Genomic DNA, 16,024 nt, shown 5'->3' on the forward strand with positions numbered 1-16,024 from the left:
AACCGCTTAGCGACGTACCGCAATCGCTTCGATTTCAATCTTCACGTCTTTTGGCAGACGGGCCACTTCCACGCAGGAGCGCGCCGGGAAGGTGGCGTTGTGCTCGGTGAAGAAGGCTTCGTAAGTGGCGTTAACGGTCGCGAAATCGTTCAGATCTTTCACGAAAACGGTGGTTTTCACGATATCGCCTACTTTCAGGCCTGCGGATTCCACGATAGCCTGCACGTTTTCCAGCGACTGACGCGCCTGTGCCGCTACGTCTTCCGGCACCGCGCCGGTTTTCGGGTTCACCGGGATCTGACCTGAAGTGATGATCATGCTGCCCAGATCAACGCCCTGAACGTAGGGGCCGATAGCCGCGGGTGCATTTTCCGTCGCGAGTACTTTGCTCATGTTTTCTCCAGAATGACAGCGTTAAGAATGTTCCCGGCCATTATAACAGCCGGGATTTCATTACCAACCTCAATTAGTTGGCCAGCACCACATAATGAGAAAACTCTTTTTCGCAGTATTTGCATTTGAGTGCGATGTCATCGGCGCGTTTTTTCACTGCAAAGCTGGAGGACACCGGCTCAGCGTGGCTGATGCAGTTGCTGTTCGGGCAAACCAGCACGCTCTCAATGCGTTCCGGCAGGCTCGGACGGGATTTGCCGACCACTTCATACTCGTCGATGCGGTTGACGGTGGCCTCCGGCGCGTACAGCGACAGCTGGTTGACCTGCTCGTCGGTCAGGAAAGTGTTCTCAATCTTGATCAGATCTTTGCGGCCCATCTCGCCTGACGGCAGGTTCAGGCCGATGGTGATGCGCTGGTCGGTTTCGGTCAGTTTGAACAGCGTCAGCAGCTTAAAGCCCACCTGCGCAGGGATGTGGTCAATCACGGTGCCACGCTTGATGGCTTCAACCTGGAGTTTGTTATCGTGTGTCATGGTCGTCTCCCCTTACAGAGCTAATTCGCGATTCAGAACCAGTGCCAGTAACGCCTGGCGGGCGAAGATGCCGTTCCCGGCCTGCTGGAAGTACCAGGCGTGCGGCGTTTTATCCACATCTGTGGTGATCTCGTCGATGCGCGGCAGCGGGTGCAGGACCTTCATGTTGTCGCGCGCCCCCTCAAGGTCGCTGGCGCGCAGCACAAACTGCGCCTTCACGTTGGCATATTCGGACGGGTCAAGACGCTCTTTCTGCACGCGGGTCATGTACAGAATATCCACGTGGCTCATCACCTCTTCGATGCTCGCATGCAGGCTCCACTGAATGCCTTTTTCGTCCAGCATGTCGAGGATGTACTGCGGCATGGCCAGCGCGTCCGGGGCGATGAAGAAGAAGCGGTTACCGTTAAATTTCGCCAGCGCCTGGGTCAGGGAGTGGACGGTACGACCATATTTCAGGTCGCCGACCATGGCGATGTTCAGGTTCTCAAGCGTGCCCTGAGTTTCCTGAATGGTGAACAGATCCAGCAGGGTCTGCGTCGGGTGCTGGTTGGCACCGTCACCGGCGTTCAGTACCGGAATGCCGCCGGAAAACTCGGTTGCCAGGCGCGCCGCGCCCTCCTGCGGGTGACGCATCACGATCGCGTCCACATAGGTGCTGATCACTGAAATGGTATCCGCCAGAGTTTCGCCTTTCTTACCCAGCGACGTGTTGCTGCTGTCCGAGAAGCCCACCACGCTCGCGCCCAGGCGGTGCATCGAGGTTTCAAAGGAGAGACGGGTGCGGGTGGAGGCTTCAAAGAAGCAGCTTGCAATCACCTTGTGCTTCAGCAGCTCCGGTTGCGGATTAGCCTTCAGTTTTGCCGCGGTTTCCAGAACCAGTTCCAGCTCTTCGCGGCTGAGGTCGTTTATGGAAATGATGTGTTTTTGATAAAGCGGATTCATGTTTATCTCCTGACGCCGGGCAAAAAAAAGCCCCTCAAATGAGGGGCTCTGGGAATAGATTGAGCAACGGGAAGAAAAACGGCAGGCCAGCGTCTGATTTCAGACGCGGTAAGACGTTGTGTCGTACACGCTTGACCATGCTTCCTCCCGGCAAATTGTGGGGCATTATACGCAGCTCGCTTTGCGGATCAAGCGATTTAATGCACGCTTTACTCAATGCAAACGGTTCTTTGTGAATATTAATTCGTTCTGAGTAAATAATTAATTTGCTTATGCACCAGCGCGGTGCGCTTCACCACCCGGGGGGCGACCCAGACGATACTGCTGCCGGCCACCACGCCTAAAATTTCCGGAAGCTGGTGATAATCCAGAATGCGCGCCACCGCGCGGCCATATCCGGCCACGGTGTGCACAAGGATAAATTCGCTATTGTGCTCGACGCTCACCACCATTTCCGAAACGGTGCGTGCGGCGTCGGGAGCAGGGCGCAGTTGAGGATTCAACGAATAAATCTTTAGCCCTTTAGCATTTCGAATTTTTATGACTCCGAGCAACTTCAGCAGACGCGAAACGGTCGACTGGCTGATGCTGTCAAACCCTCTCTCCTGCAGGTCGCGGCGGATCTCTTCCTGGGAGATATAGCTCTTTTCTGCAATCAGGCGCTGACAGACCGTCAACTGGAGTTGTTCTTTTGGAGAGTAATCACCATATTCCGTCATAACTATTTCCCATGTAAGTGGCTGAAACAAAACGCCCGGTTGCGCTACGCTTACCGGGCCTACAACGTCAACACATCACAACACCGCCCCCAGGCTTAACGCCACCATAATCACCACCGTCAGGATCGCCAGCAGCGGCGCCACCCATTTCAGGTAACGCACGTAAGGCACCCGGGCGATAGCCAGACCGCCCATCACCACGGCTGAGGTTGGCGTGACGAGGTTAACGATGCCGGAGGCAGACTGGTAAGCCGTCACCACCAGGTCGCGGTTGACGTTAGCGAAATCGGCCAGCGGTGCCATGATCGGCATCGTCAGAACGGCCAGGCCGGATGAAGAAGGCACAAGAAATGACAGCACGACCTCCAGCCAGTACATCACGTTGATAAACGCCACCGTGGACAACCCGCTGACCAGCCCTTCCGCGCTGTGCAAAATGGTGTGGGTAATCATGCCCTTATCCATGATGACTACGATACCGCGCGCAATGCCGATAATCAGCGCGACGCCCAGCAAATCTCGTGCGCCGTTGATAAACGTCGAGGTTAGCTCCTCTTCGCTCATGCGGGCGATAAGCCCCACGATGATGGCGCTGGCGAGAAACACCGCCGAGATCTCCGCCATCCACCAGCCCAGCACCGCCACGCCGTAAATCATCACCGCGAAGGCGAGGGCAAAAATCACGAGGATGATTTTGCGCACCGGGGTAAATTCCAGCGACTGCTCCCCTTTGTTGCCGAGGAAATGGGCGCGGTTCTCCTCCTGCTTGTCGGCGACGATCGACAGCGACGGGTCCTGACGCACCTTACGGGCGTAACGCATCACCCACGCCACGCAGATGACCCAGCCAATCACCAGCAGCGCGATGCGCAACATGATGCCGTTGGTGAAGGGGATCCCGGCGGCGTTGGCGGCGATCACCGTCGCAAACGGGTTAATGGTGGAGCCGAGCGTGCCGATCCCCGCGCCGAGCAGCACGGTGGAAGCGGCGACAACCGGGTCGAACCGGGCGGCCAGCATTACCGGCACCAGCAGGGTGTAGAAGGGCAGCGACTCCTCGGCCATGCCGTAAATCGTGCCGCCTGCGGCAAACAGCGCCATCAGGATCGGGATCATCCACTCTTCGCGTCCGCGCAGCCGGGTGGTGACGCGCTCGATCCCGGCGTCAATCGCCCCGGTTTTGGTGACGATCCCGAGAAATCCCCCGATGATCAGAATAAACAGCGCCACGTCGATCGCCCCGGCCTGGCCGGAAAGCGGATCGTACAGCCCGGCGATGGGCGCCATCAGGACGGAAACGAGGCCCTGCGGATGTGCCGCCACGTGCGCATAGGTACCGGCAACCGGCACTTCTTTGCCTAATGCCTCATTCATTGCCATCTGGTACTGACCGGCCGGGATGATCCAGCTCAGCGCGGCGACGACGGCAATCAGAAAGAAGAGAATGGTGTAAGCGGAGGGAAACTTGAACTTGCCCATGATGTTCTCCTTAAACCCGGCGCACCCCGCGGCGCGCCGGGCGGTGATTAGTCGCCGAGTGTCGCCACCATGACCGCTTTAATGGTGTGCATGCGGTTCTCAGCTTCGTCGAAGACGATGGAGTTTGGTGATTCAAAGACCTCTTCCGTCACCTCCAGCCCCTTCAGGCCGTAGGCCATCTCGATTTCACGGCCCACTTTTGTGTGCTCGTTGTGGAACGCCGGCAGGCAGTGCATAAACTTGACGTTCGGGTTGCCGGTGGCTTTCATGACGTGCGCGTTGATTTGATACGGCTTCATCAGGCTGACGCGCTCGGCCCAGGCCTCCTTCGGCTCGCCCATGGAGACCCACACATCGGTGTAGAGGAAATCCGCTCCCTTCACGCCCTCTTCCACGTCGTCGGTAAGGGTGATGCGCGCCCCCGTCTCTTTAGCGATGGCGCGGCACTGCTCAACCAGACCTGCTTCCGGCCAGAAGGATTTCGGCGCGACGAGGCGGATATCCATCCCCATTTTTGCCGCACCGACCATCAGCGAGTTGCCCATATTGTTTCGCGCGTCGCCGAGATAGGCAAAGCTCAGCTCCGGCAGGGTTTTACCCGGCGCGTGCTCCAGCATGGTCATCAGGTCAGCGAGGATTTGCGTTGGGTGGAATTCGTCGGTCAGGCCGTTCCACACCGGCACGCCCGCGTACTCGCCCAGCTCCTCGACGATGGCCTGCCCATAGCCGCGGTATTCGATGCCGTCATACATGCGGCCTAATACGCGGGCGGTGTCTTTCATCGACTCTTTATGGCCGATCTGCGAGCCGCTTGGGCCGAGGTAGGTGACCTGCGCGCCCTGGTCGAACGCGCCCACTTCAAAGGCGCAGCGGGTGCGGGTGGAGGTTTTTTCAAAGATCAGGGCGATGTTTTTCCCGACCAGGGTTTGCTTCTCGCGCCCGGCTTTTTTGGCGGCCTTCAGCTCAATGGCGAGGTCGATCAGGTACTGGATCTCTGCCGGGGTGTAGTCCAGCAGTTTGAGGAAGTTGCGGTTTTTCAGGTTGATGGTCATGGGTTAATCCCTTTTAAAATGTGTGTGCAGTTACGAATCAACGTGCCTTTCTCGCCCGCCAGGATCTCCGCGCCGTCGGCCAGCGCGCCAATTCCGGCAATCCCGTTGCAGGTTTCAACGAACTCGCGACAGGCGGCCACCTTCGGCCCCATCGATCCGGCGTCGAACTGCATGCCCCTGAGCAGTTCCGGCGTCACCTGCGCCAGCGGGCGTTGGGTCGGTTTGCCCCAGTCGAGGTACACCGCGTCGGCATCGGTGAGGATCAGCAGGGCATCGGCCTCGATCTGGCGCGCCAGCAGGGCGGCGGAGAGGTCTTTGTCGATCACTGCCTCAATCCCGCGATAGCCGTTGGCGTTTTCCACCACCGGCACGCCGCCGCCGCCGTTGCAGATCACCAGGTGGTCGCGCTGGATAAGCGCCGAGATGGCGTCGCGCTCAACGATGCGCTTCGGCTGTGGAGAGGGCACCACGCGGCGGAAATAGCCGCCGTCGGGCCTGAACACCCAGCCTTTCTCCGCGGCCAGCGTTTTTGCCTGCGCTTCGCTGTAGACCGGGCCGATGTACTTGGTCGGGTTGCTGAAGGCCGGGTCGGCGGCGTCCACCTCCACCTGAGTGAGCAGGACGCTCACCTCGCGCTGGGGCAGGCTGTTTTTCAGCGCCTGCTGGAGCATGTAGCCGATCATCCCCTGGCTTTCCGCGCCGAGAACGTCCAGCGGATAAGGGGCAACTTTGTCGTAGGCGCTGTTCTGCAGCGCCAGCAGCCCGACCTGCGGCCCGTTGCCGTGCACCAGCACCACGCGCCACTGCGCCGTTAGCCCGGCGATGGTGCGGGCGGCAAGCTCAATGTTCTGGCGCTGGATGTCGGCCTCTAACGGTTCGCCGCGCCTGAGCAGGGCGTTGCCGCCCAGGGCCACAACCAGAGTGGGTTTTCGTTCCATGATGGCTCCTTAAATTCCGTCGCGTTCCAGCGGGCAGCTCATGCAGCGCGCGCCGCCGCGCCCGCGTCCCAGTTCGTCGCCCGGGATGGGCAGCACGGTGATACCGGCCTTGTCGTACTTCTCGTTGGTCCAGACGTTGCGCTCGTAGCCGATCACCACGCCCGGGCGAAGGGTCAGTACGTTATTGGCGTCGTTCCACTGCTCGCGTTCGGCCTCAAAGGCGTCGCCGCCGGTGGTGATCAGACGCACCTGATTAATGCCGAGGGCTTTTTCAATGGCGTGCAGCAGGTCGGTTTCCTGGGTGCGCAGCAGGCCGCCGCGGCCGTCCGGGGTGAGCGTCCAGCACTGGGCGTCTTTGCGCACCACTTCCGGGTAGGCGGAGAAGGTGTCGACATCGATGTGGGTCATCACGGTGTCGAGGTGCATGCAGGAGCGGTGTTTTGGCAGCTCAACGGCGATCACGCGCTCAGCCTGGCGGTGTTTGAACAGGCTGTTGGCGAGGAACTCCACCCCCTGCGGGGTGGTGCGTTCGGACATGCCAATCAACACCGCGCCGCGGCCAATCACTAATACGTCACCGCCTTCTAAAGTGGCGTGGTCGTAATTAATATTTTCATCACCGAAATACTTAATAAATTCACCGTCGGCGAATGCCGGGTGCCAGCGATATATTGCCCGCAGGTTGTTGGTTTCGCGCTGACGCGCCGGTTTGGCCATCGGGTTAATGGACACGCCGTTATAAATCCAGCACGAAGTATCACGAGTAAATAAATGGTTTGGCAGCGGCTTCATAATAAAATCATTCGCCGTGTGGGTATCGACGACCATATTTTTAATGGCCGCCGGAATTTCACCGTAGGTTAATCCGCCGCTTAATCTGCGCGCCAGTTCGCGGTGCGGCATATCCGCCAGCCAGCCGCGGACGTCGCCGGCAAAGGTGGGGCCGAGGCGATAGTCGGAGATTTGCGTCTCCAGCAGCCAGGCTTTCGCCTCTGCGATATCAAGGGTTTGCGTCAGAAGGTCGGTCAACAGCAGGACTTCCACACCCTGCTCGCGCAGCGTGTTTGCGAAAATGTCATGCTCTTCACCCGCCCGTTCAACCGAGAGCACGTCATCGAAAAGCAGCTCCTGGCAATTCGACGGCGTTAACCGTTTCAGACTTAAATTTGGGCGGTGCAGCATAACGCTACGCAATTGACCAATTTCAGAACCGACATAATGCTTTTCCATAATTATTCCTTTAACTGTTTTTCAGAATAAAAAGGGCATGCGCCATATTTACTTAATTGCATGGCGGCTAAGCTCAATTGATTTCGTGGTCAATAGTAGGCGCTTAAATAAACCGTATTGTGATGTTGCTCACGTGAAATTAGCGATCAGAGGATTTGTTTTCGTTTGCATGATTCGCATCAGATAATGATTAATTTGATATTGTTGGCGGGTGAATAGCTAAGCAGGATCCGTTGGCATTATTTGGGTTTGTTATTATTTTGTAGAATTTAATGCTTTGACATAATTTGTTATATGATTGATTTTAAATGATTTAATTATCTCCTTGGAATGACTATGCATAATTATCAATTAACTATTTTTGACTTAAGAAAAATCAATAAATAATTATGGGATTTATTAGCAAATTATCAAAATGATAAAGTGTGAAGCTGCCGCGAGTTTTATGATGAAAGCAGTACGATCAGCAACTTAGCGCCACGGTGTCATTACGCCGCGCTGAGGTTATGCATAACTACTGCATAAATGCCTGCGAGGGATTAACAGCAAATTAACACCGCGCCCGATAAACATGCGCTGGGGCACTTCCCCTCGCATAATGTGATCCAGCTTAAATTTCCCGCACTCCCTCAACCCTTCCCATTTACCTGCGCTTTTTCTGCGTCATAGTATGATCGTTAAATTAATGAACGCTGTTCTATAATGTAGAACAAAATGATTCAGCAAGGAGATCTCATGCCGCAGTCCGCGTTGTTCACGGGGATCATTCCCCCTGTCTCCACCATATTTACCGCCGATGGCCAGCTCGATAAACCGGGCACCGCCGCACTGATCGACGATCTGATCGCCGCAGGCGTTGACGGCCTGTTCTTCCTCGGCAGCGGCGGCGAATTCTCCCAGCTCAGCGCCGAAGAGCGTAAAACCATTGCCCGCTTTGCTATCGATCATGTCGATCGTCGCGTGCCGGTGCTGATCGGCACCGGCGGCACCAACGCCCGGGAAACCATTGAGCTGAGCCAGCACGCCCAGCAGGCGGGTGCGGACGGCATCGTGGTGATCAACCCCTACTACTGGAAAGTGTCGGAAGCGAACCTGATTCGCTACTTCGAACAGGTGGCCGACAGCGTGACGCTGCCGGTGATCCTCTATAACTTCCCGGCGCTGACCGGGCAGGATCTGACCCCGGCGCTGGTGAAAACCCTGGCCGACTCGCGCAGCAATATTATCGGCATCAAAGACACCATCGACTCCGTCGCCCACCTGCGCAGCATGATCCACACCGTCAAAGCGGCGCATCCGCACTTCACCGTGCTGTGCGGTTACGACGATCATCTCTTTAATACCCTGCTGCTCGGCGGCGACGGGGCGATCTCGGCGAGCGGCAACTTTGCTCCGCAGGTGTCGGTAAATCTGCTGAAAGCCTGGCGGGATAAAGACGTGGCGAAGGCGGCTGAGTATCATCAGACCTTACTGCAAATTCCGCAGATGTATCAGCTGGATACGCCGTTTGTGAACGTGATTAAAGAGGCGATTGTGCTCTGCGGCCGCCCGATTTCCACGCACGTGCTGCCGCCCGCGTCACCGCTGGACGAGCCGCGTAAGGCGCAGCTGAAAACCCTGCTGCAACAGCTCAAGCTCTGCTGAGCCGGACGATAACCATGACCATCGAGAAAATTTTCACCCCGCAGGATGATGCGTTTTATGCGGTGATCACCCATGCGGCGGGGCCGCAGGGGGCGCTGCCGCTGACCCCGCAGATGCTGATGGAATCCCCCAGCGGCAACCTGTTCGGCATGACGCAGAACGCCGGGATGGGCTGGGATGCCAATAAGCTGACCGGTAAAGAGGTGCTGATTATCGGCACCCAGGGCGGCATCCGCGCCGGTGACGGACGCCCGGTCGCGCTGGGCTACCACACCGGGCACTGGGAGATCGGCATGCAGATGCAGGCGGCGGCGAAGGAGATCACCCGCAACGGCGGGATCCCGTTTGCGGCCTTCGTCAGCGATCCGTGCGACGGGCGCTCGCAGGGCACGCACGGCATGTTCGACTCCCTGCCGTACCGCAACGACGCGGCGATCGTGTTTCGCCGCCTGATCCGCTCCCTGCCGACGCGCCGGGCGGTGATTGGCGTGGCAACCTGCGACAAAGGGCTGCCCGCCACCATGATCGCCCTGGCCTCGATGCACGACCTGCCGACCATTCTGGTGCCGGGCGGGGCGACGCTGCCACCGACCGTGGGGGAAGACGCGGGCAAGGTGCAGACCATCGGCGCGCGCTTCGCCAACCATGAACTCTCGTTGCAGGAGGCCGCCGAGCTGGGCTGTCGCGCCTGCGCGTCGCCGGGGGGCGGCTGCCAGTTCCTCGGCACGGCGGGCACCTCGCAGGTGGTCGCGGAAGCGCTAGGTCTGGCGCTGCCGCACTCCGCGCTGGCACCGTCCGGACAGGCAGTGTGGCTGGAGATCGCCCGCCAGTCGGCGCGGGCGGTGAGCGAGCTGGATAACCGCGGCATCACCACGCGCGATATCCTCACCGATAAAGCCATCGAAAACGCGATGGTGATCCACGCGGCGTTCGGCGGCTCGACCAATTTACTGCTGCACATTCCGGCCATCGCCCACGCGGCGGGCTGCACGATCCCGGATGTTGAACACTGGACGCGCATCAACCGTAAGGTGCCGCGCCTGGTGAGCGTGCTGCCCAACGGCCCGGACTACCATCCGACCGTACGGGCGTTCCTGGCCGGCGGCGTGCCGGAGGTGATGCTCCACCTGCGCGATCTCGGGCTGCTGCACCTGGACGCCATGACCGTGACCGGCCAGACGGTAGGTGAGAACCTCGACTGGTGGCAGACGTCCGAGCGACGTAAGCGCTTCCGCCAGTGCCTGCGCGCGCAGGACGGCGTGGAGCCGGATGACGTGATCCTGCCGCCGGAGAAGGCAAAAGTGAAAGGGTTGACCTCGACGGTCTGCTTCCCGACGGGCAACATCGCGCCGGAGGGGGCGGTGATCAAGGCCACGGCTATTGATCCGTCTGTAGTGGGTGACGATGGCGTTTACCGCCACACCGGCAGGGCGCGGGTGTTTGTCTCGGAAGCGCAGGCGATTAAGGCCATCAAGCGGGAAGAGATTAAGCAGGGCGATATCATGGTGGTGATCGGCGGCGGCCCGTCCGGCACCGGTATGGAAGAGACCTACCAGCTTACCTCCGCGCTGAAGCATATCTCGTGGGGCAAAACGGTGTCGTTAATCACCGATGCGCGCTTCTCGGGGGTATCGACAGGTGCCTGCTTCGGCCACGTGTCGCCGGAGGCGCTGGCGGGCGGGCCGATTGGCAAGCTGCGCGACAACGACATCATCGAGATTGTGGTCGACCGCCTGACCCTGACGGGCAGCGTCAACTTTATCGGCACGGCAGAAAACCCGCTGACGCCGGAGGAGGGCGCGCGCGAGCTGGCAGTAAGACAGACGCACCCGGACCTGCACGCCCACGACTTTTTGCCGGACGATACCCGGCTGTGGGCGGCACTGCAGTCGGTAAGCGGCGGCACCTGGAAAGGCTGTATTTATGACACCGATAAAATCATTGAGGTAATTAACGCCGGTAAAAAAGCGCTCGGCATTTAATTATTTTTCACGCGATTGTCGTCTACGGAATATAGTCCGTGGACGGCTTTTGCTTTTCTGTTTTTTGTCAATTTAAACAATGGCTTGTGATATATCGTTGGCGTCACAAAAGCAAAATAACGTAATTCAGAAATAAGATATGACCATTGCTGGTTAATTGAACAGCTCATTACACTCCATTAACACGATGTTGTAATTCAGCACACTACATAAGGGTGTAATTCTGATGACGCAATTAACCATGAAAGACAAAATTGGCTACGGGCTCGGTGACACCGCCTGCGGCTTCGTCTGGCAGGCCACCATGTTCCTGCTGGCCTATTTCTACACCGACGTCTTCGGCCTGTCGGCGGGCATTATGGGCACGCTGTTTTTAATCTCCCGCGTGCTGGATGCGGTGACCGACCCGCTGATGGGGCTGCTGGTAGACCGCACCCGCACGCGGCACGGTCAGTTCCGCCCGTTCCTGCTGTGGGGCGCCATCCCGTTTGGCATCGTCTGCGTACTGACCTTCTACACGCCGGACTTTTCCGCGCAGGGAAAAATCATCTATGCCTGCGTGACCTACATTCTCCTGACCCTGGTCTACACCTTCGTTAACGTGCCGTACTGCGCCATGCCGGGCGTCATCACCGCCGACCCGAAAGAGCGCCACGCCCTGCAGTCGTGGCGCTTTTTCCTCGCGGCGGCGGGCTCACTTGCCATCAGCGGCATCGCGCTGCCGCTGGTGAGCATCATCGGCAAAGGGGACGAGCAGGTGGGCTATTTTGGCGCCATGTGCGTGCTGGGCCTGACCGGCGTGGTGCTGCTCTACGTCTGCTTCTTCACCACTAAAGAGCGCTACACCTTTGAGGTGCAGCCGGGCTCGTCGGTAGCAAAAGATCTCAAACTGCTGCTCGGTAACGGCCAGTGGCGCATCATGTGCGCGTTCAAGATGATGGCGACCTGCTCCAACGTGGTGCGCGGCGGGGCGACGCTCTACTTCGTGAAATACGTGATGGATCACCCGGAGATGGCGACCCAGTTTTTACTCTACGGCAGCCTCGCCACCATGTTCGGCTCGCTCTGCTCCTCCCGCCTGCTGGGCCGCTTCGACCGCGTCACCGCCTTTAAGTGGATCATCGTCGTTTACTCGCTGATCAGCCTGCTGATTTTCATCACCCCGGCCGAGCATATCGCGCTGATTTTCGCCCTCAACATCCTGTTCCTGTTCGTCTTTAACACCACCACGCCGCTGCAGTGGCTGATGGCCTCTGACGTGGTGGATTACGAGGAGAGCCGTAGCGGGCGCCGCCTCGACGGGCTGGTGTTCTCCACCTACCTGTTCAGCCTGAAGATTGGCCTGGCGATTGGCGGGGCGGTTGTGGGCTGGATCCTGGCGTACGTCAACTACTCCGCCAGCAGCAGCGTGCAGCCGGTCGAGGTGCTCACCACCATCAAAATTCTGTTCTGCGTGGTGCCGGTGGTGCTCTACGCGGGCATGTTCATCATGCTGTCGTTCTACAAGCTCACCGATGCCCGCGTGGAGGCCATCAGCCAGCAGCTGATCAAGCACCGTGCGGCGCAGGGCGAGGCCGTTCCCGACGCCGCGACAGCCGCATCCCATTAACCGGAGGCACTATGCAAATTACTAATCCCATTCTGACCGGCTTTAACCCGGATCCGTCCCTGTGCCGCCAGGGCGAGGACTACTACATCGCCACCTCGACCTTCGAATGGTTCCCCGGCGTGCGCATCTATCACTCCCGAGACCTGAAAAACTGGTCGCTGGTCAGCACCCCGCTGGACCGCGTGTCGATGCTGGACATGAAGGGCAACCCGGACTCCGGCGGCATCTGGGCGCCGTGCCTGAGCTACGCCGACGGCAAATTCTGGCTGCTCTATACCGACGTGAAGATTGTCGACTCGCCGTGGAAAAACGGCCGCAACTACCTCGTCACCGCGCCGTCCATCGAGGGGCCGTGGAGCGAGCCGATCCCGATGGGCAACGGCGGGTTTGACCCGTCCCTGTTCCACGACGACGATGGCCGCAAGTACTACCTCTACCGCCCGTGGGGGCCGCGCCACCACAGCAACCCGCACAACACCATCGTGCTGCAGGAATTCGATCCGCAGACCGGCACGCTCTCGCCCGAGCGCAAAACGCTGTTTACCGGCACGCCGCTCTGCTACACCGAGGGCGCGCACCTGTATCGCCATGCGGGATGGTACTACCTGATGGTGGCCGAGGGCGGCACCAGCTACGAGCACGCCGTGGTGGTGCTGCGTTCCAAAAACATCGACGGGCCGTACGAGCTGCACCCGGACGTGACGATGATGACCAGCTGGCACCTGCCGGAGAACCCGCTGCAGAAGAGCGGCCACGGCTCGCTGCTGCAGACCCATACCGGAGAATGGTACATGGCCTACCTCACCAGCCGCCCGCTGCGCCTGCCCGGCGTGCCGCTGCTGGCCTCCGGCGGGCGCGGCTACTGTCCGCTGGGGCGCGAGACCGGCATCGCCCGCATTGAATGGCGCGACGGCTGGCCGTATGTGGAAGGCGGCAAGCATGCGCAGCTGACCGTGAAAGGCCCTCAGTTGGCCGAGCAGCCCGCTGCCGTTCAGGGCAACTGGCGGGAGGATTTCGACGCCAGTTCGCTTGACCCGGAACTACAGACCCTGCGCATTCCGTTCGACGACACCCTCGGTTCGCTCACCGCGCGCCCGGGCTTCTTACGGCTCTACGGCAACGACTCGCTCAACTCGACCTTCACCCAGTCAACCGTGGCGCGCCGCTGGCAGCACTTCGCTTTCCGCTCAGAAACGCGGATGCAGTTCTCGCCGGTCCACTTCCAGCAGAGCGCGGGGCTGACCTGCTACTACAACAGCAAAAACTGGAGCTACTGCTTTGTGGACTACGAGGAGGGGCAGGGGAGAACCATCAAAGTTATCCAGCTCGACCACAACGTGCCGTCGTGGCCGCTGCACGAGCAGCCCATTCCGGTGCCGGAGAGCGCGGAGAGTGTCTGGCTGCGGGTGGACGTGGATACGCTGGTCTACCGTTACAGCTACTCGTTTGACGGCGAGACGTGGCATACCGTGCCGGTCACCTATGAGGCGTGGAAGCTGTCGGACGACTACATCGGCGGGCGCGGTTTCTTCACCGGCGCGTTTGTGGGGCTGCACTGCGAGGATATCAGCGGCGACGGCTGCCACGCGGACTTCGATTACTTCACCTACGAGCCGGCCTAACGGCTCAGGCCGGGTAGCCCAGCGCGCGTGAGAGCTGGAGCCCGGCCTGCTGAAGCTGCTCGCGGAAACTCGCCAGCCCGGCATCGTCCACGCGGGAGGTCAACGTCGACAGGCTCAGGGCGGCAATCACGCGGGACTCATGGTTCCACACCGGCACCGCTACGCAGCGCACGCCCTGCTCGTTCTCTTCGCTATCCAGGGCGTAACCCTGCTCGCGAGTCTGCGCCAGGGCGCTCATTAAGGCTTCGCGCGAGGAGAGGGTGGCGGGAGTAAAGGTGGTGTACTGATAGCCCTCCAGCAGGGCGTTAAGCTCGGCCTCGGCCAGCCAGGCAATCAGCACCTTGCCGATGGCGGTGGCGTGAACCGGCAGGCGGCGGCCAATGCGCGAATAGGCGATGGCGGCCAGCTTGCCTTCAATCTTCTCGATATAGACCCCTTCACGCCCGTCCAGGATCCCCAGATGGGTGGTCTGCCCGGTCCGCTGGGACAGCTCCGTCAGCCAGCCTTTTGCCTTCTGACGAATATCGATGGAGCCCACGACGAAATGACCGCGCTCGACCAGCTTCATGCCGAGGCGATATTTGCCGTTCTCAGGGTTCTGATCGATATAGCCGTGAAGCTGCAGGGTTTTCAGCAGCGAGTGGAGGGTACTCTTGCTCAGCCCCATCAGTTTGCTGATGTCGGTGATCTTAAGCTCGGTGGCCTGCTCGTTGAACAGGTCGAGGATCTGCAATGCACGTTCAACAGACTGAATAATCGGCATAATGCTGGCATGTCCACGCTGGAATTAAGGCGAAAACGTACCTTTTTCGGCGGGAAAAATCAATGAAATGGAGCCGGCCTGATCCGCCCGGCGGCGCTACGCTTGCATGGGCCTACGGGTTGTGTAGGCCGGGTAAGCGCAGCGCCACCCGGCAAGAAAGGCGGCTACATTATTGTTAGCGGGGAGCGTCAATTATTATCCCGAGCGGCGACAGACTGGATTTTCCAGACTCCATCTTCTTTAACCATGCAATCAATAACTGTGTGCTGAGTCTTTTTGCCAAACGTGATATTCACGTTTACACAAACCGGATCAGAATCATAAGAATCAATGGCAACATTCTCAGCCCAGTCCTCGCCGATATACTGCGATTTAATAAAAAAATCCGCCTCGTAAAATTCAGCGTCGGCATACCGGGGATCGTCTGCATGACGTAATTTTTTCATCGTACTGGTCGTAACGAACTTATCGATTTCATTTCCCTGTTGAATAGGATAACGATCGTTGTTCACTTGTTTGATGTACCAGCGATTGAATTCAAGGGCGCGCTGCATCGGTATCTGAAAATCTTCGGCCCCCAATGCGGCTGTGCTGAATAACACAAGAAAGATGAGTTTATTCATTCTAATAATGCCTGTATAAGGTTACGGCTGGCTGGAGTTGGCGATAGGTTGGCCCCTTCAATTTCAAAGCCTCCGGCTCGAATGGCGGCGGCGATTGCGCGGGCGCAATAGTGTCCAGTATGGGTTAGTGCGTGGCTACGAGCATATGACACAGCTTCATGTTTATTCCATGACATAAATGATCCTTATTAAGGAAATGCAGCAATAAGGAAATATTACGCCGGTAATATACGGTGTTTTGTAATTGATAATGACCTGATATTAACCATTATCTACTCAGTAAATAATGGTTAATAAAAATATAAATATCTATTATGGTTAATGCGTATCTGAGAAAGCATCACTAAAATGAATTTTTCTGCCTGACGATAACGCTGTTGTCGTTTTTAGGGTTTTCTCCCTCTCCCTGCGGGTGTACGGTCCGGGGACATAGTGAACGCTTGTTCGGGGACATGGTAGACACTTACAACTAAGGCATAAGAACCCGTTT

At 58.5% G+C, this 16,024-nt stretch carries 15 protein-coding genes and 1 pseudogene; 5 read left to right on the forward strand and 11 right to left on the reverse strand.

The features are described from left to right. Positions 1–6 precede the first annotated feature (6 nt). The 4 genes from ridA to GM298_RS21890 form a co-directional block, all read right to left on the reverse strand. Positions 7–393, reverse strand: coding sequence for a 2-iminobutanoate/2-iminopropanoate deaminase (ridA, locus tag GM298_RS21875; RefSeq protein ID WP_008501391.1), 387 nt, complete (start codon positions 391–393; stop codon positions 7–9). Between the two features lie 73 nt (positions 394–466). After that, positions 467–928 (reverse strand): aspartate carbamoyltransferase regulatory subunit, encoded by a 462-nt coding sequence (gene pyrI / locus GM298_RS21880; protein WP_025759901.1) that lies wholly within the window; start codon positions 926–928, stop codon positions 467–469. A gap of 12 nt (positions 929–940) precedes the next feature. Continuing rightward, the gene (gene pyrB, locus GM298_RS21885) at positions 941–1,873 is read right to left on the reverse strand and encodes an aspartate carbamoyltransferase (protein ID WP_025759900.1); all 933 of its coding nucleotides are present in this window, start codon (positions 1,871–1,873) and stop codon (positions 941–943) included. Between the two features lie 34 nt (positions 1,874–1,907). Next, complete coding sequence (locus GM298_RS21890; RefSeq protein WP_022646880.1) at positions 1,908–2,012, reverse strand: pyrBI operon leader peptide; 105 nt, start codon at positions 2,010–2,012, stop codon at positions 1,908–1,910. Here GM298_RS21890 and GM298_RS23400 point away from each other — a divergent pair. Further along, positions 1,992–2,109: pseudogene (locus GM298_RS23400) on the forward strand (hypothetical protein). The gene GM298_RS21890 and the pseudogene GM298_RS23400 sit on opposite strands and share 21 nt — an antisense overlap. A gap of 3 nt (positions 2,110–2,112) precedes the next feature. Here the strand turns inward: GM298_RS23400 and GM298_RS21895 are convergent. The 5 genes from GM298_RS21895 to arcA all read right to left on the reverse strand — a co-directional run bounded on the left by GM298_RS21895 (position 2,113) and on the right by arcA (position 7,291). Further along, positions 2,113–2,592, reverse strand: a complete 480-nt coding sequence (locus GM298_RS21895) for an arginine repressor (protein WP_025759899.1) — start codon at positions 2,590–2,592, stop codon at positions 2,113–2,115. Between the two features lie 75 nt (positions 2,593–2,667). Beyond that, the gene (locus tag GM298_RS21900) at positions 2,668–4,071 is read right to left on the reverse strand and encodes a YfcC family protein (RefSeq protein WP_266155293.1); all 1,404 of its coding nucleotides are present in this window, start codon (positions 4,069–4,071) and stop codon (positions 2,668–2,670) included. A 47-nt stretch (positions 4,072–4,118) separates the two neighbouring features. Then, positions 4,119–5,123, reverse strand: coding sequence for an ornithine carbamoyltransferase (argF, locus tag GM298_RS21905; RefSeq protein ID WP_025759896.1), 1,005 nt, complete (start codon positions 5,121–5,123; stop codon positions 4,119–4,121). Continuing rightward, entirely contained in the window at positions 5,120–6,061 is a 942-nt protein-coding gene (gene arcC / locus GM298_RS21910) for a carbamate kinase (RefSeq protein ID WP_266155294.1), read from the reverse strand. The genes argF and arcC overlap by 4 nt, the downstream gene beginning before the upstream one ends. 9 nt (positions 6,062–6,070) lie before the next feature. Next, on the reverse strand, positions 6,071–7,291 hold the full coding sequence (gene arcA, locus GM298_RS21915) for an arginine deiminase (RefSeq protein ID WP_266155295.1): 1,221 nt from the start codon (positions 7,289–7,291) through the stop codon (positions 6,071–6,073). A 735-nt stretch (positions 7,292–8,026) separates the two neighbouring features. On the opposite strand from arcA, the gene yagE reads away from it, so the two are divergent. The 4 genes from yagE (at position 8,027) to GM298_RS21935 (ending at position 14,148) form a co-directional block, all read left to right on the forward strand. Beyond that, positions 8,027–8,935, forward strand: a complete 909-nt coding sequence (gene yagE / locus GM298_RS21920) for a 2-keto-3-deoxygluconate aldolase (protein ID WP_126800561.1) — start codon at positions 8,027–8,029, stop codon at positions 8,933–8,935. Between the two features lie 14 nt (positions 8,936–8,949). Next, positions 8,950–10,917, forward strand: coding sequence for a xylonate dehydratase YagF (gene yagF / locus GM298_RS21925; RefSeq protein ID WP_266155296.1), 1,968 nt, complete (start codon positions 8,950–8,952; stop codon positions 10,915–10,917). A 226-nt stretch (positions 10,918–11,143) separates the two neighbouring features. Further along, positions 11,144–12,526, forward strand: a complete 1,383-nt coding sequence (locus GM298_RS21930; RefSeq protein WP_266155297.1) for an MFS transporter — start codon at positions 11,144–11,146, stop codon at positions 12,524–12,526. Between the two features lie 11 nt (positions 12,527–12,537). After that, positions 12,538–14,148: a glycoside hydrolase family 43 protein gene (locus tag GM298_RS21935; RefSeq protein WP_266155298.1), complete on the forward strand. Its 1,611-nt coding sequence runs from the start codon at positions 12,538–12,540 to the stop codon at positions 14,146–14,148. Positions 14,149–14,152: 4 nt separating this feature from the next. Here GM298_RS21935 and xynR read toward each other — a convergent pair whose 3' ends face one another. After that, entirely contained in the window at positions 14,153–14,911 is a 759-nt protein-coding gene (gene xynR / locus GM298_RS21940) for a DNA-binding transcriptional repressor XynR (protein ID WP_262784329.1), read from the reverse strand. Between the two features lie 188 nt (positions 14,912–15,099). Next, complete coding sequence (locus tag GM298_RS21945; protein ID WP_266155300.1) at positions 15,100–15,534, reverse strand: DUF3828 domain-containing protein; 435 nt, start codon at positions 15,532–15,534, stop codon at positions 15,100–15,102. Between the last annotated feature and the right edge of the window lie 490 nt (positions 15,535–16,024).

Origin of the sequence: Enterobacter sp. HSTU-ASh6, assembly GCF_026319105.1 — a bacterium.
Classification (GTDB): domain Bacteria; phylum Pseudomonadota; class Gammaproteobacteria; order Enterobacterales; family Enterobacteriaceae; genus Enterobacter; species Enterobacter sichuanensis.

Coding starts and splice junctions, on each gene's coding strand:
- ridA (WP_008501391.1), bottom strand. CDS start 393: ATGAGCAAAGTACTCGCGACGGAAAATGCACCCGCGGCTATCGGCCCC.
- pyrI (WP_025759901.1), bottom strand. CDS start 928: ATGACACACGATAACAAACTCCAGGTTGAAGCCATCAAGCGTGGCACC.
- pyrB (WP_025759900.1), bottom strand. CDS start 1,873: ATGAATCCGCTTTATCAAAAACACATCATTTCCATAAACGACCTCAGC.
- GM298_RS21890 (WP_022646880.1), bottom strand. CDS start 2,012: ATGGTCAAGCGTGTACGACACAACGTCTTACCGCGTCTGAAATCAGAC.
- GM298_RS21895 (WP_025759899.1), bottom strand. CDS start 2,592: ATGACGGAATATGGTGATTACTCTCCAAAAGAACAACTCCAGTTGACG.
- GM298_RS21900 (WP_266155293.1), bottom strand. CDS start 4,071: ATGGGCAAGTTCAAGTTTCCCTCCGCTTACACCATTCTCTTCTTTCTG.
- argF (WP_025759896.1), bottom strand. CDS start 5,123: ATGACCATCAACCTGAAAAACCGCAACTTCCTCAAACTGCTGGACTAC.
- arcC (WP_266155294.1), bottom strand. CDS start 6,061: ATGGAACGAAAACCCACTCTGGTTGTGGCCCTGGGCGGCAACGCCCTG.
- arcA (WP_266155295.1), bottom strand. CDS start 7,291: ATGGAAAAGCATTATGTCGGTTCTGAAATTGGTCAATTGCGTAGCGTT.
- yagE (WP_126800561.1), top strand. CDS start 8,027: ATGCCGCAGTCCGCGTTGTTCACGGGGATCATTCCCCCTGTCTCCACC.
- yagF (WP_266155296.1), top strand. CDS start 8,950: ATGACCATCGAGAAAATTTTCACCCCGCAGGATGATGCGTTTTATGCG.
- GM298_RS21930 (WP_266155297.1), top strand. CDS start 11,144: ATGACGCAATTAACCATGAAAGACAAAATTGGCTACGGGCTCGGTGAC.
- GM298_RS21935 (WP_266155298.1), top strand. CDS start 12,538: ATGCAAATTACTAATCCCATTCTGACCGGCTTTAACCCGGATCCGTCC.
- xynR (WP_262784329.1), bottom strand. CDS start 14,911: ATGCCGATTATTCAGTCTGTTGAACGTGCATTGCAGATCCTCGACCTG.
- GM298_RS21945 (WP_266155300.1), bottom strand. CDS start 15,534: ATGAATAAACTCATCTTTCTTGTGTTATTCAGCACAGCCGCATTGGGG.